The organism is Acinetobacter wuhouensis (assembly GCF_001696605.3).
GTDB classification, from domain to species: domain Bacteria; phylum Pseudomonadota; class Gammaproteobacteria; order Pseudomonadales; family Moraxellaceae; genus Acinetobacter; species Acinetobacter wuhouensis.
In genome coordinates this window covers 1,349,579-1,365,219 of sequence record NZ_CP031716.1, presented here as the reverse complement: position 1 = coordinate 1,365,219, position 15,641 = coordinate 1,349,579, and the positions used below count along the sequence as shown (strand labels likewise).

Annotated in this window: 15 protein-coding genes; 2 read left to right on the top strand and 13 right to left on the bottom strand. The window is 36.2% G+C overall.

Features of this window, described 5'->3' with window-relative positions; translation table 11 throughout:
* Positions 1-66 precede the first annotated feature (66 nt).
* The 7 genes from blp2 to BEN71_RS07150 all read right to left on the bottom strand — a co-directional run bounded on the left by blp2 (position 67) and on the right by BEN71_RS07150 (position 10,204).
* A complete protein-coding gene (blp2, locus tag BEN71_RS07180; protein WP_068972753.1) occupies positions 67-2,334 on the bottom strand; it encodes an Ig-like repeat protein Blp2 in 2,268 nt (755 codons plus the stop codon).
* Between the two features lie 160 nt (positions 2,335-2,494).
* Positions 2,495-2,896 (bottom strand): GFA family protein, encoded by a 402-nt coding sequence (locus BEN71_RS07175; RefSeq protein ID WP_068972752.1) that lies wholly within the window; start codon positions 2,894-2,896, stop codon positions 2,495-2,497.
* A gap of 17 nt (positions 2,897-2,913) precedes the next feature.
* Complete coding sequence (locus BEN71_RS07170; RefSeq protein ID WP_227542663.1) at positions 2,914-3,324, bottom strand: hypothetical protein; 411 nt, start codon at positions 3,322-3,324, stop codon at positions 2,914-2,916.
* Between the two features lie 137 nt (positions 3,325-3,461).
* Positions 3,462-4,241: a lysophospholipid acyltransferase family protein gene (locus BEN71_RS07165; protein WP_068972751.1), complete on the bottom strand. Its 780-nt coding sequence runs from the start codon at positions 4,239-4,241 to the stop codon at positions 3,462-3,464.
* A 326-nt stretch (positions 4,242-4,567) separates the two neighbouring features.
* Positions 4,568-5,683 (bottom strand): beta-ketoacyl-ACP synthase III, encoded by a 1,116-nt coding sequence (locus BEN71_RS07160; RefSeq protein WP_068972750.1) that lies wholly within the window; start codon positions 5,681-5,683, stop codon positions 4,568-4,570.
* A 47-nt stretch (positions 5,684-5,730) separates the two neighbouring features.
* A complete protein-coding gene (locus tag BEN71_RS07155; protein WP_406565275.1) occupies positions 5,731-9,654 on the bottom strand; it encodes a DUF3418 domain-containing protein in 3,924 nt (1,307 codons plus the stop codon).
* A 115-nt stretch (positions 9,655-9,769) separates the two neighbouring features.
* The gene (locus tag BEN71_RS07150; protein ID WP_068972748.1) at positions 9,770-10,204 is read right to left on the bottom strand and encodes a hypothetical protein; all 435 of its coding nucleotides are present in this window, start codon (positions 10,202-10,204) and stop codon (positions 9,770-9,772) included.
* A 901-nt stretch (positions 10,205-11,105) separates the two neighbouring features.
* Between BEN71_RS07150 and ahpC the strand changes: the two genes are divergently transcribed.
* A complete protein-coding gene (ahpC, locus tag BEN71_RS07140; protein ID WP_068972746.1) occupies positions 11,106-11,669 on the top strand; it encodes an alkyl hydroperoxide reductase subunit C in 564 nt (187 codons plus the stop codon).
* Positions 11,670-11,742: 73 nt separating this feature from the next.
* Here ahpC and BEN71_RS07135 read toward each other — a convergent pair whose 3' ends face one another.
* Entirely contained in the window at positions 11,743-12,099 is a 357-nt protein-coding gene (locus BEN71_RS07135) for a VOC family protein (protein WP_068972745.1), read from the bottom strand.
* Between the two features lie 75 nt (positions 12,100-12,174).
* Complete coding sequence (locus tag BEN71_RS07130; protein WP_068972744.1) at positions 12,175-12,675, bottom strand: endonuclease V; 501 nt, start codon at positions 12,673-12,675, stop codon at positions 12,175-12,177.
* 238 nt (positions 12,676-12,913) lie between these two features.
* Here BEN71_RS07130 and BEN71_RS07125 point away from each other — a divergent pair, with 238 nt between their 5' ends.
* Positions 12,914-13,120, top strand: coding sequence for a KTSC domain-containing protein (locus BEN71_RS07125; protein WP_086322726.1), 207 nt, complete (start codon positions 12,914-12,916; stop codon positions 13,118-13,120).
* 59 nt (positions 13,121-13,179) lie between these two features.
* On the opposite strand, the gene BEN71_RS07120 is transcribed toward BEN71_RS07125, so the two are convergent.
* From BEN71_RS07120 to BEN71_RS07105, 4 genes are all read right to left on the bottom strand, one after another.
* Entirely contained in the window at positions 13,180-13,773 is a 594-nt protein-coding gene (locus BEN71_RS07120) for an O-methyltransferase (protein ID WP_068972743.1), read from the bottom strand.
* A gap of 142 nt (positions 13,774-13,915) precedes the next feature.
* The gene (locus BEN71_RS07115) at positions 13,916-14,134 is read right to left on the bottom strand and encodes a DUF1653 domain-containing protein (protein WP_068972742.1); all 219 of its coding nucleotides are present in this window, start codon (positions 14,132-14,134) and stop codon (positions 13,916-13,918) included.
* Positions 14,135-14,226: 92 nt separating this feature from the next.
* On the bottom strand, positions 14,227-14,583 hold the full coding sequence (locus BEN71_RS07110) for a roadblock/LC7 domain-containing protein (RefSeq protein WP_068972741.1): 357 nt from the start codon (positions 14,581-14,583) through the stop codon (positions 14,227-14,229).
* Between the two features lie 273 nt (positions 14,584-14,856).
* Complete coding sequence (locus BEN71_RS07105) at positions 14,857-15,267, bottom strand: roadblock/LC7 domain-containing protein (protein ID WP_068972740.1); 411 nt, start codon at positions 15,265-15,267, stop codon at positions 14,857-14,859.
* Between the last annotated feature and the right edge of the window lie 374 nt (positions 15,268-15,641).

Genomic DNA, 15,641 nt, shown 5'->3' with positions numbered 1-15,641 from the left:
TACTTTATACCAAATCTGCCCCAATAAAAAAGCACCCGAAGGTGCTTCATTTACGATATTTTATATTTAGAATGTGATCACTTGAGGGTTCAATAAATCAGCTATTGTATCTGACTGTATAATAGGAAGCCCAAGAACTGTATCACTATTTGTAGTTGTCAACTGACGTGGATTATCCGAACTTTGATCTTGAGCCGATTGCGGAATTGAATTGGCGATCACCTGATCAATCGGACTTGTTACTGAATCAAACGTGTTTACCGAGATCAAATCATTCACATCGACGTCTACTGTACTTGACGAATGTACAACATTTGTATTGTCGTCTACATTTCCGAGTACCTGAGCAATACTACTTGGTTCAGTTACAGGAGACGAAGATATACCAATCGCTGTACTGTTAGCAATAGTATCACTAAGATCATGATTTAAAGAAGCACCATTTACTGAATTTGTTTCAACTGCTGTTTCTACAACAGTAAAAGTTCGAGCATCACTGGCTAAACTGGTATTGCCTGATTTGTCTGTCTGAACTGCTGTAATACTATGACTTCCTACACTGAGGTCGCTTTCAAAACTAAATGACCACTTACCATCAGTATCCACAATCACACTACCTAGTGCCTTTCCATTATCATAAATAATTACAGTTGCACCCGCTTCGCCTGTGCCCGTAATTACTGGGCGTTTATCATCAGTCGAAGTATTATTTTTAATATCTCCTTTGGTATCGCCAACATCATCATCAATTTTTGTGAACTTTGGTGGATCAGCACTTACATCTTTAGTTCCAGTCACAGTAATGATTTTTGACTCATTTCCTGCAGCATCAGTTGCAGAAACAGTTGCAGACGTATCTTCCGTCAAAACTGTCGACAAAGTGACCGTATAATTTCCATTGGCATCGGTTGTCGCAGTGCCTAACACCTTCTTATTACTATCATTAACTGTAATTTTACTATTGGGTTCTGCTGTTCCAGTAATGACCGTCCCTTCAGGATTAACTTTTGCAACAGGTTGCTCTGGGGCAAATGTATCAGTTCCAACTTTTATTTCTAAAGCCTCAGACTGATTGCCAGCAGCATCTTCGATCACGATTTTACCCGCAGTTGTAGAACTTAGTGCAGGTGATACTGTTACTACAAATTGACCATTTTCATCGACAACTCCTGTACCGATCACCGTCCCTGTAGCGTCCTGAATAATGACTTTAGCGCCATTTTCAGCTGTACCTTTAACACTTGCACCATCACTACTCACTTCCAACTTTGGCTGATCAGGCGCAATCGTATCTTTGCCTAATTCAATATTGTGTTTAGGAGATTTATTGCCTGATGGATCAACAACTTCCACAGTGCCTATTTGCCCTGCAGTTAATGCAGGTTTGAGAGAGACTATAAACTCACCATCTGCACGGACTTTCGCAGTCCCAATCAACGTTCCATCAGGATCATAAACATTAACCGTTGCATTTGGCTCAGATTTGCCTGAAACCACATTACCAAGATCGTTTAGCTGTGCTTGAGGTTCATCAGGTGCAATCGTATCTTTCGTACCAGTTACATTAGTACTTGATGAATTTCCTGCTTTATCTTTAGAAACTACTGAATAAACATTGTTATTTAACAGTGCCTCAGGCAATTCGACTGAGTAATTACCATCTTTATCTACAGTCGTCGTTGCAACCACTTTTTTATCTTTATCAATAACAGTAATTGTCGTTCCTGCTTCACCTGTACCTCTAATCGTTTTACCATCTTCACTTAAAGTAGCTGTTGGCGCTTTAGGTGCAGTAATATCACTTGAAGTTTTTGTACTACTATCACCATCTATCAAAGCCAAACCTAGACCAACAGCTGCTGCTATCCCTAGTCCCGCTTTCACTGCGCTTGAAGAAAGTAAGTTAGAAAAAGAAAAATCTGACTCTGATTCAGCTGTTGAAGTCGCTGTTGCTGATGACTCATAAGCTTGAATTTGTTGTGTAGGAACCGTATCTGCCCCTTCATACAATAAGGCATCTAACTTTTGTAAACCTGAATAATTCACAAACTTGCCATTGGCATCAAAATTCGCCACGACAAAACTTCCATTTGATTCAGGAAATGTTAAAGAATGTGCTTTAGCCGTATCCACAGTAAAGAAATTTTCTAAGACAATCTGTTCACCATTTTTTAAAGTAATGATTAGGTTATTACCAGATTTAGTTAAACTTTTGACATCTTGCTTAGTTACGCCGACTTGAATAATAGCGGGCTGGTCTAGACTTATTTCCCTTGACTGTGTGTCTTGTAATAATATTTTATTCTCTTTTGCTACAACAACGATTCTTGTCATTATGTCCTCAAACAACCGCGATACATTTTCAATAGAATTATACAGAAGACATGTATTTAAACAAATTTACTAGATCAAAAAGATGAAAAATAGAAACATATTTTCAAAATTTAAATGCTGAGTATTAAATGGATTAACTCAGAAACTAACTCAATGTAAATCATTCACAAATTGCTTCTTTAAATTTCACATGATCATCCAAGATTTCAAACCAAGCAGCTTTATCGTCAGTAAATGCATGTGATGCAATCTCAGCCTTTAAGGGTTCATTGATAATCCCCACTCTTAAACGAATCAAATCAGGTAAATCCAAACGTGCACTAAACAAAGGTGAACCACAACTTTTACAAAACACTCGCTTTTTATTGGTTGTTGCATAATATTCTGAGCATAATTCTTGCCCTTTAACGATTTCCACATTCTTCGTTTCAATCGGTGCAATTGCGACAAAGGCTGAACCTTGGGCTTTTTGGCATTGCTGACAATGACAGACAAATACTTGTGGAATTTCGGTATTAATTTTCAGTTGAATACCCCCACAAAGGCAGGATGCTGTGTACATTTTTATAGTCCTTATTTTTATAAATAGTGAAAAGGATAATTTTCAAAAAGTTGAGGATTGATTTGATTTACTACATTTTCAAAACAAGCAAATTCTAATATTGTACACTCCGCTTCATCCATCCGATGTTCTAGCGCTCTCAACAACCAAGCAAATTGCAAAAACTGAGCAAAATTAATTTTCATCGATTCAAATTGTTCAGGTGCTTCATATTCTCCCTGATCATGGTCATAAAATAAAACGTCCAATGAATTCCTATCTAAAAACCATGTATCCCCTTGCCCTGTTTCAGCGATCATCCATACTTGTTTAGCGATTTCAGGATAATGTTGTGCAAGATATTTATTTTCATTATATGAACGTTCAAAGCCTAACATCACAATATCAGGTGTAATTTCAGTATCCGCACATTGATTTAAAAATGTCATATAAATCAAATCTTGTGGTACATCCTCAGTCAATTTTATTGTTTGGATGCGTTGTTATAATTGATTGAGAATTTGATGCACATCATTTTCAAGACTAAACATATATGCCTCACAAAGATTTTTAAGCCAGATATGGATTATTTTTGTTCTATATCACTGTCTCGAACCTGTTTTAAATTGTCTATTTCCGTGTAAATTAACTGTTGTAAATCATCTCTAAATGCAATCAACTCTTCCATCGTTTCAATCTGATCAATGGCTAAACGGGGCATAAATTTAAAATAAAACGGAATTCTTTTCGGGATAATATGCGTTGGAATCGAAGGAATGACTTCACCCTGACGTAGAAAAGAACCAATTTTTTTATTGGACAATAATTTGTTAAACCATTTTTGTTTGAGTAAAACATTGGCATCAAAACCCAACTCAAAAACTTCATCTCCACCCAAAGCAACAAAGGGTGCAATGTCATAACCAAATTCTTGCGCTAATTTCAGAAAGCCAAAACGCTGTTTCCAAATCAATTGATATGCTTCACCTTTACGTTTAATTACCTCACGCCCACCACCCGGAAAAACAAGGATGGAATAGCCTTGTCGCATGGCTTCTTTGGCATATTCTTGAATGCCATCGACACCACCGACTCGCTTGACCACTTCTTTCCAAATCGGGAGATGAAAATGGATGTGATCCGCCAAACTCACCACTGCAATTTTATGTTCATTGAATAGGTAATCGATCAGAATCGGAGAATCCAACACACCATAAATGGTATGATTACCGACATACATGGCAGGTTTTTGAGGGTTGAGATTTTCAGCACCGAGAAAAGTCGGTCGGAAATAATAGCGTTGTAAAGCACTGATCATTTTTATAATTTTTGAATTGTGCTGAATTTTTAATTCTGTTTTTCTCATGCCCAACCTCTAAATAATTCTAAAAAATTCTTATATAGACTTTACTCTTATGAATTTAAAGAATAATTCGATACGCGTAATCGTCATTCGCAACTGTTCGAGGCAAGACCAACTGAGCTATATAAAGTTTTTGCGAAATATTGGCAACTAGACAGAAATCGACGAGTTTTGCGAATGACAATGGTTTTGCCTACTTTTCCCGAAAGAAAAGTAGGTCGAACCGAAGGTTAATTCCTACAATTAAACTTTATTGAAAAGACTCCGCAGAGTAAGCAAAAAGTTAGAAAATTAAAGAAATTACTAAATTCAGTTCATATCAATAAGATTTAAACCACATGCTTCTGTACAAGAATCGAACCAACCGAATACCCTGCACCAAATGAACACAGCACGCCATATTCACCATCACTCACCTGATCCGCAGTACGATGCAATGCAATGATCACACCCGCAGAAGAAGTATTGGCAAACTCATCCAAAATGATCGGCACAAGATCAGGATCAGCTTCAGCAACTTCTTTACCCACGATCAATTTAAGAATCAATTCATTCATATTGGCATTGGCTTGGTGTAACCAAAAACGCTTCACATTTTCAGGTTGAATGCTGTTCTTTTCCAACTGTGTCGAAATGATTTTTGCCACCAATGGGCATACTTCTTTAAACACTTTACGACCATCTTGGCGGAATTGTTTATCATCACGAGAAGTCAATTCAGAACCATTCAAGAAACCGAAGTTGTTACGGATATTGTTTGAAAATTGTGTGAATAAATGCGTATCTACAATTTCAAAACCTGATTTGCTGTCTGTCTCTTCAATGATTGACGCTGTCGCTACATCACCAAAAATAAAGTGACAATCACGTGAACGATAGTCCGTATGACCTGACGTAATTTCCACATTTACAAGCAATACACGGCGCGCGCCTGTTTTTACCGCATCATACGCTTGCTTTAAGCCAAATGTAGCAGCAGAACACGCCACATTCATGTCATAAGCATAACCTTGAATGCCTAACGCAGTTTGAATTTCAACCGCAACCGCAGGATATGCACGTTGTAGGTTTGAACATGCCAAAATCACCACGTCGATGTCTTCAGCAGTTACGCCTGCATTTTCCATCGCTTGTTTTGCTGCAATCACGCCCCATTCAGCTTGAATTGATAATTCTTCATCAGTACGTTCTTCAAGGCGTGGACGTAAACGATTAATATCCAGTACACCTGATTTTTCAATCACATAACGACGTTTTACACCTGAAGCTTTTTCAATAAATTCTGCACTTGAACCACGACGAGCTGCAACTTCACCCGCTTCAATTTTCTCAGCATTTACGCTGTTAAATTGTTCCACATAAGCATTTAAACTTTCGACCAATTCTTCATTGGTAATCACTTCTTCAGGATGATAGAGACCTGTACCTGTAATACGGATGCCCATGTAAAACTCCTTTTCCAAATTTACAAATATTTCAAATTGTTTCTATTCTAACTGATTCCGAGCTTTTCCCAAACTTTTTGCAGTCGGGTTGGCGAAATCGGCATCTTGGTTTTCATCGGTTGAGAGAAGATCGAAATGCGTAATTCTTCAACCATAAAATACAGCTCTTTCAAACGATCATCATTTTTAAACTTAAACAGTTTATCCATCCACGGATCAATCTGTGCAATTGCATCATCATCTCGATTCAGATTATTGGGCAAACGCTCCAAACGCAAGATTAAAGCTTTCAAATAACGTGGATATTCCTGCCATACATCGGAAGATTTGCTATAGACAAAGTCAGATAAATTCATCAAATCCAATTGATCTTCCATGTCATCGATATTCTTGGCAAAGACATTTTGATCGACCATCAGTAATTTTTGGCGGATCTCTTGCCATTGAATATAAATTTCACTAATCAGACGCAATGCATCCTGACCATGAGACAGGAATTTTTGCTTGACGTCGATGACTAATTTGTCAAATTCTTCTGCATTAATCGGTAAATCTGTAATCGACATTTGTAAGGTGGCATAGACCAACATCTGTTCCAATTTTGCCTTATCACCCAATGGCGAATACGCCAAAGCCAAAGGTTTGGAAATTTGCTTTTTCAACTGACGAATCAAATCACCAAGTTGCATGTGAATCAAACGAATCACACCTTCACGATGCTGTTTAATGGCTTCATTTTGATCATTAAAAGTCTGAATCACAATACCTGATTCATCTTTGGCATCGAGCTTAGCAAAGTCCTTGGTGACAACAAGTGCTTGGTATTGTTTAACCACCACGCCTGTGACTTTTTGTGAAGCTTCAAAAACGAACTTATCAGGGAATGTTTTAAATTCGCCTTTCAATTGTTTCACAGGGCTATGCGTTTCTGTGCGACAACGGGCTTTTAACTCGCTTAAATCACGCCCTTTTTCAATCAACTTACCTTTTTCATCAATCACTTTGATCAATGGAATCAAATATTCTTCAATGCGTTCAAAAGAGAAATCTTTGGCAGAAATTTGTTCGCCACGCAACTGAAATGCAAGGAAATCGAAAATGTGCGCATTTAAATGTTGTGCATCAACCGCTTTCATCAACTTTTTAGCAGTATCAGGAATCGGTACAAGATTACGACGCTTATCTTTTGGCAAAGCTTTGAGTAAAGCTTCGATCAAATCTGAACGCCAACCCGGAATCCCCCACGACCAAATATTTTCATCCACTTGTGGCAAAGCTTGCACAGGAATTTTAACCGTTGCACCATCTTCATCATGACTTGGATCAAAACGATAACTTGCAGCCAAACGCAATTGACCATTATGCAAATAGTCAGGAAATTGCTGTGTAGTCGGACGATCATTCATCCACAAATCATCATCATTTACGAACAAATAACGTGGATTTTTCGGCTCAATGGTCGCACGCCAATCTTCAAAACTACGACGACTTGCGATTTCCGCAGGCACTTTCGAAGCATAGAATTGGTAAATGGTTTCTTCATCCACCACCAAATCACGACGACGCAATTTATCCTCAACGCGTTCAACTTCTTCAAGTTTTAACAAATTATGCTTTAAAAATGGTGGCGTTGTTCCCAAGTTGCCTGTGGTCAGTGCATCACGTAAGAAAATTTCATGTGCAGCAGGCTGATCGACCTTTTCATAATTGGTCGCACGTTTCGGCTCAATAATTAATCCGAATAATGAAATCTGATCATAAGCATTGACCACACCCGGCTTTTTCGCCCAATGCGGTTCAAAATAATGATGTTTTAATAAATTTGGAGCAGCTAATAAAATCCATTCAGGTTCAATTTTCGCCAAAGTTCGCAAATACACTTGCGAAGTTTCCACCATTTCAAATGCCATCACCCACGGCGTATTGGTTTTATGCAAAGTCGATGCAGGGAAAATTCGGGCTTTTTGCTGACGCACTGCCATAAATACATTGCGTTCATCGGTTTTATTGGCAATAAAAGACAATAAACCTGTCAATAAAGCACGATGCAGATTTTCATAATTGGCTTTCTTTTCATTGAAAGACAACTTTAAACCTTGTGCTAAATCAAGCAATTGCTCATGGGTCTTCTTCCATTCACGTAGACGTAACCAACTTAAGAAATGCTGTTTTGCAAATGCACGGCGTTTATTTTCACTTAAATTTTCACGGTTCTCAGTCAGTGTATTCCACAGTTTGATATAGAACAAAAAGTCTGAATCCGCTTCTTTAAACAACGCATGCTTTTGATCCGCTTGCATTTGTTTATCGGCAGGACGTTCACGCGGATCTTGTACCGCAAGTGCCGCGACAATAATCAGGACTTCATTCAACACACCAAAATGCGCACCGCCTAAAATCATACGAGCAAGGCGTGGGTCAATCGGCATTTTCGCCATTTGTAGACCGATTTTGGTGAGTTCGCCTTGTGATAAATCTCCCCTAACCCCTCTTTTAGAAAGAGGGGAACCTCCCCCTTTTTCAAAGGGTGAGGAGTTTTTCTCCGCAAGAGGGGAGCTTTTCTCTGAGGCTTCATCCCGAATCGCCCCCAACTCAATCAGCAACTTACGACCATCATTCACCAAACGATGATCAGGTGGCTCAATAAAATCAAAAGATTCAACAGCGCCTAAACCTAAACTTTGCATTTGCAGAATAACTGACGCCAAGTTAGTACGTTTAATTTCAGGTTCAGTAAATTCAGGACGACTTTGGAAATCTTCCTCAGAATACAAACGAATACACACGCCCGGTGCAATACGACCACAACGTCCTTTACGCTGATTGGCTGCTGCTTGCGATACCGCTTCAATCGGTAAACGCTGTACACGAGAACGGTAGTTATAACGTGAAATACGTGCAAAACCGCTATCAATCACATAACGAATATTCGGTACAGTTAAAGCTGTTTCCGCTACGTTAGTGGCAATAATAATGCGTCGTCCACCACCCAATGGATTAAAGATTTTCTGCTGTTCAGCAAGTGCTAAACGTGCATACAGTGGTAAAACTTGAGTATGCTTTGGACCAAATTTATGTAAAGTTTCCTGTAATTCTCGAATTTCTTGTTCGGTGCTTGCGAAAATCAAAATATCCGCATGTTCAGGATGCCCCTTGCTTTCCGCATCATGGAAACATTCTTCTACTGCCGATACCACTGCACGAGGTAAATTCTCTTCAAAATCATCGAAATCGTCATCATCACTCCCCCCAATCGTCAATTCTGAAATTGGGCGATAGACCACTTCTACAGGGAAGCTACGTCCTTCCACTTCAAAAATTGGTGCATTATTAAAATATTGACTGAAACGATTTACATCCAACGTTGCAGAAGTAATGATAATTTTTAAATCAGGACGCTTTTTAACGATTTGTTTGAGATAGCCCATGATGAAGTCGATATTCAGTGAACGTTCATGCGCTTCATCTATAATAATAGTGTCATATTTATTTAAATAACGATCATTGGATAGCTCTGCAAGCAGAATACCATCCGTCATTAAACGGACGATTGAATCATTTGAACCTTGCTCATTAAAACGAACTTTAAAGGAAATGGATTCCCCGAGCTTTTGTCCCACTTCTTCTGCAATACGTTGCGATACGCTACGAGCCGCTAAACGACGCGGTTGGGTATGACCAATCATACCTGTTAAACCACGCCCTGCAAGCATCGCAATCTGTGGAAGCTGTGTGGTTTTACCCGAACCCGTTTCCCCTGCCACAATAATAATTTGATTGTTTTGAATCGCTTCAATCAATTTATCTGCATATTGGGTTACAGGCAGGTCTTGATTCAGTTTAATGGTGGGTAAACTTGCAAAACGCTTTTTGACCTGATGATTGGATTTTTCGAATAATTCTTGAAATTTTTCAGGATTCGCCTCTTTGCCTTTTTTCAGCCGACTTAAACGATGACGATCCCGAACCATGACCAATTGATCGACATTAAACTGATTTGGCACAGATAGATTTTCCTAAAGATAAATTTTGAACGAAACATTTTACGCTGTAAGCGTTTTGAATAAAAGATGAATCCATTCGCTTTCAAGTTTTATCGAGTTTTAACAAGTAAATTGCCACAGCACCCCAATACAAATAAAAGATTAGAACAGTGCTAAGTAATACACGATGACCACAGAGAAAAATACTTTCATAAATAACTTGATAAAAAGGTGCAGCAGAAAACATACTCATCGGAATCGCCATACACATCAACATGACCATATTTACTGCGAAAAACCAAAATTTAGTTTTAGTAAAGCTCAAAAGCATGGCAAAAAATAGTCCAATGATCCCTGCAAAAACAAATAGTACAGGTTCATCAGATGCGGAACTTATCGTATTTAAATAAGTAATACCTTCTACCCCATAACCTGTCACACAAAAAGCATCATCATAAATAAATGCTACAAATGTACTCAGCGAAGCAATTACGAGAATTGCAATAGCGAGGAATTGATATTTTTTTGCTTTCACCATTCTTATTTCCAATATGAGGAAAAATTGAGATACATCAAATTTAAAATGATAAAAATCAAAATAATTTGACTGAAAAACATGAAAATCATTTACTTATCATGGTTTATTTTAAAGATATTTTTAATGTTCAAATTCATAAAAAATAAACACCAAACTTAAAATAAGAAATAATGATTCTCCTATCACCCAAGCCAACAGCCAATAATTTTGACAATAGACAATGCTGTCATACACCAAGCCCAATACTGAAGGCGAATCAATCATGGTACTCAAGAAAATTGTTTACAGAAGAACTAACACAACAAAAAATAACAAATACCAACCTCGATGATAAGACAACAGTAAAGGTATAAAGAAAATCAATGCTGTCATGGCACTCATACCAAATATACTTGGATCTTTGCTTATACCGCCATTTAACTGATCAAGTGACCCGACTGTATTTTGCCCTACATATTCATACAGACAAAATGAACCGTTCCCTCCAATTACACATACGGAAGCAATCAAAAGAAAAATAACAGCTAGAACTCTCGGAATTTGACTTGTGACCATAGACACATTTGTAGCAAAAAAGCCTATCTTAGCTGAATAAAATTTAAGCTTTGAAATATTTTTTATAACTTTTTTGAAAATTTACCCTTGAAAATAAGCCCATCTGACTGCATGTTGTTTTAGCAGTAAAAGTGATTGTTTTGTCATTCAGCGATCATGTTTTTAATGTTTTAATGACATGGAAATGATGCTGCATGAACAAAACGATTCATTGAAGAAATAGTGTTAAAATTTGACTGATTCGGATTTTCCGATATTAACCATGAAAAAATACTATTTCCCCAATAAGTAAAAATGCACTATTCTACTTTCAAATTAAAGACTAACCTCAATCATGGAGATAATGATGAGCTTGATTAATACTGAAGTTAAACCATTTAAAGCACAAGCTTTCCAAAACGGTCAATTCATCGAAGTTACTGAAGCTGATCTTAAAGGCAAATGGTCTGTAGTTTTCTTCTATCCTGCTGACTTCACTTTTGTTTGCCCAACTGAGCTTGGCGACCTTGCTGACAACTATGCTGAATTCCAAAAATTAGGCGTTGAAATCTACTCAGTTTCTACTGACACCCATTTCACTCACAAAGCTTGGCACGATTCTTCAGAAGAAATCAAAAAAATCCAATACGTAATGGTTGGCGATCCAACTTGGACTCTTGCTAAAAACTTTGAAGTATTAATCGAATCTGCTGGTCTTGCTGACCGTGGTACTTTCGTGATCGATCCAGAAGGTAAAATCCAAATCATCGAAATCAATGCTGGTGGTATTGGCCGTGATGCTTCTGAACTTCTTCGTAAAGTTAAAGCAGCTCAATACGTTCACGCTCACCCAGGTGAAGTATGTCCTGCTAAATGGAAAGAAGGCGAAGCGACTCTTGCTCCTTCTATCGACTTAGTTGGTAAAATCTAATTTATAATTAGATCATACTGATTGAAAAACCACGCTTTTAGCGTGGTTTTTTATTGGATGATTTCAAATGTACTTACTCAGACCAAATTGCCAGCTCATATCCATCCAAATCCTGAAAATGAAAACGGCGACCACCAGGAAAACTAAAAATCTCTTGCACAATCTTTGCTCCTGCATTTTTTACACGCTGTAAACTGCCTTCGAGATCATGACTGTACAAAATGATCAGTGCCCCTCCACTACTTTTTACATTGTCAGATTGAGCAAAACCACCTTTTAAAGCCCCAGAATTAAACTCACAATACGCCGATCCAAAGTCAATAAAAGTCCAACCTAAGTGTTGATAAAAAGCTTTTGATTTCTGAATATCTTTAACATTAAACTCAATATAATTGATTGCATTTTTTTGATCACTCAGTGTTTGATCCATTTTTTCCCAAACCTTTTTCACAATAAAAATTCTTAAATAATTTTAATTTACAACAGTTTAATAAAACTTAGATTATTATGGTGTTGCTCTACTTAATCGGTCAACCGCTTTCAACAATTCAGGAATACGAAACTTCCCAGACATATTTTTCACATGATTCTTGGCGACATCCAAATCAATCCCAATCGCAGTCACATATAAAGGCTTCCGACTTTGCCCTCGTAAAATTTCACAATATTTCGGCGTCCCTTTAAATTCATTTTTAGCTACACCAATCACAGGAATTTTACAGTCCAAGGCTTCATATAAATATTGCCCTAAACCATGATGCTGATCTTCTCCTAAGGTGACATAGCCATCTATTACAATTAAATCTATAGGCTCTTTGACCTCTTGCAACAATGCCAACAGACAAGGTAATTCACGCTTATAAAATTGCCCTGACTCATATCCAGCAATCTCCTGTACCTTAAGTGTATACGTTTGAGCTACACACTGACTTGTCCACTCTTCAAACACAACACCTGCGACATACGCAAAGCTTTCTGTGTAAGCAACATCTAATACAATGATCATTCATGCTCTCATTAACATTTTAATTTATGCCAAAATTAATCTATAGTCACGATATGCTCTGATTTATTTATTGCTTATCCTTGAAAATAGCATTATTCAAAAAAAAGCATATCCATAGTCAAAAAATTACGTGATAAGTTACAAAACTGTAATACTTTCCAACATACAAATAGACTAAGTTCAAATCATACAGAGAAACAATTTTCTGTAAAATAATCAAAAATTTAAGGGGTTGCTTATGGGATCAATGATTACCGTGACTTCTTGGAAGTACAATGCTTCTTCACGGTATTTAAAAATTTTTTATAACAATGGTTCTGGTGAACTTTACCATCCTGTCCCAGAATTTATATACGATAATTTACTACGCTGTAGTGATAAAACTGCCTTCGTGCATAAATACTTAGAATACGATTTACATTTTAAGCGACTATCAATTTTATAATTTTCTAAAATAAAAAGATCAGGAGGATATACTTCCTGATCTACACAAGTACATCAAATTTAATTCTTAAATGTCACAATAAAAAGCCCTGCACCTATTGGCAATGTAGTTGTTATAAAGCGTTGGTCTTGCTTAACTTCTGTAATAAAACTTTTCACTTCAGCAGAATGTGAAATAACATTATCAACAATAAGTACACCACCTTGATTTTCAATCATATTTTGTAAATATTTCCAATAATTTAAATAAGCATCTCGCTCTGCATCAAGTAAAATAAAATCATATTTCTGCTGACTGTTTTCTAAAAACTGCTGTGCATCACCAACCCAAAAATCTATCACATCATCCACTTGTAATTCTTTAGCATATTCTTTGGCTTGCTGTGTGCGTTTTTCATCAATCTCAACTGTAGTCACTTGACCACCCGTGACTTGAGCAGCATCAGCCAACCACAGTGTGGAATAACCCGTCGAAGTACCAATCTCTAAAATTCTTTTTGATTGCTGAATCCTAATTTGCATAGCTAGGAATAAAGCAGACTCTGGCTCTATATTTCGATAACGTTTAATACGATCGCATTGCGTAGCATCAAACTTGATAAAGGATTGGTATAACTCATTTAATCGTTGTAAAAATGGGCTACTCAAACTCATGTTAGATCATCCTCATCTATCTCAATATTATTGTTTCAATCATTTACGTCATTTCCATGACAATTTTACTTTTATTGTCGATTTGACTCATTATCAATATCTATGTTCGTCTTTTATTTAAATACAGCGATCTCCCCCCCAATTAGACTGAATGTAAAAACTCAAATCGAGGAACCACTTGACCATTTTCTAATTCAACAGTTTCTATAAACATTTCATAGGGTCTTACCCACATTGAATAATCACCATATAGGCATTGATAAACTACAAGTTTCTCTCTCGTTTCACTATGTGTTGCCACATGAAAGACTTGATATAAATTTCCTTTATAGTGTTTATAAATTCCAGCTTCTAACATGATCTTACAGCTTTAAAATCGATACTGATGTTATACATCATCCGCCAATAAAAAACTCGTCCTGAGACGAGTTTTTTTACAACCTAAGCAATGAATTAAGAGAAATCTAATTCTTTTTCAAAACTTTTCAGTTCATGACGAGCCATTGCCAAATTAGACTTTGAACGATCTAATACAAGGTAAAGGAATAGATTTTCATTTGAATCAAGTGGACGAATCAAGTGATACTGTTTACCTAATGTAATTAAAATATCTTCAATTACATCATCTAATTTTAATGCTTTAGCAACTTTGCGCTTAGCACGAACAACTTCAGTATTACCTGCTGCTGCTAATTCTAAGTCTAAGCCAGTACCAGCTGTAGCTAAAGATAAACCACTTTCGCTATCTACTAATGCAGCGCAAACGAAACCATCGATATCAGTTAATTGATCTAGTGTAATACGAGCCATGAGCGTCCCCGTTTCTATTTAACATTGTTGTTCATTTTAGTAATTCAATTTTTATTTTGCTTTACTAAAACACTTTACTATTTAGCTAAAAGTATATCTCTAGCTAAGCTTTATAAAATGTGTATTCTTCTAATTGAATACCTATTTTAATTTTATTTAGATAATCAATCTAGTTAATCATTTCTCTTGCTTATTTTAATAACATAAAAAATATTAATTACACAATAGAAATTTAAAATAATTTATCAATTGATTATTTTAAAATGAAATAATTTATACCTTATTCACTAATCGTTCAGCTGTCGACTTAACCTCATACAGCATTTGACCAAGCAAAATATCTCTATTTGTCATCGCGACTAAAACTAAGGGGTATTTTGGATGAGCAACTGATGTTAAAAGGGCTTTGCCATTTTCAGCATCTAAGGTAATTGTTTGACATCCAACAAGATTAATTTCTGAAGTAAAAGCAGTAACCATTGCTAAAATCGAACTACTGACTGCAGCAATTTTCCCAGAATTACTAATATTTTTCTTATTCGCCAAAGCAATTTCAAAACCGTCTGAAGTACATAACATCACAAACTCTATCCCAGAGACAGAGTTTAACAAGTGCCTAATTTGATTTTCAGCAAATACTACAAAATCGTCTGGGACCTTCCGAGAATTATTTAAATCCAACATGTATATTTATGCCCCATAATTTAGTTCAATAATTCATCATTCTTAAAAAAATATATATAAATTTTATGTATTACATCTCTTGCAACCATAAAATTATTTGATTTGACTCACATTTTTAAAAACAATTCTAACCATTTTTATTCAGTTGTAAATATGTTTTTTTAAATAAAGTTCTTTTTTAATTTAAGTTCAATTTACAATTTAGCTTAAGTATAAAATTGTCATTTTTAAACAAAAATTGTCACATCAAACACAACCAAAACTTATGATTTAATAATTCTAAATAAAATATTTACAATTATTTTTATAAAAATTTATCATTCGTTAAAATATTTCATCAATCAAATTAAATATTAAACGAGTATTATTTTAAA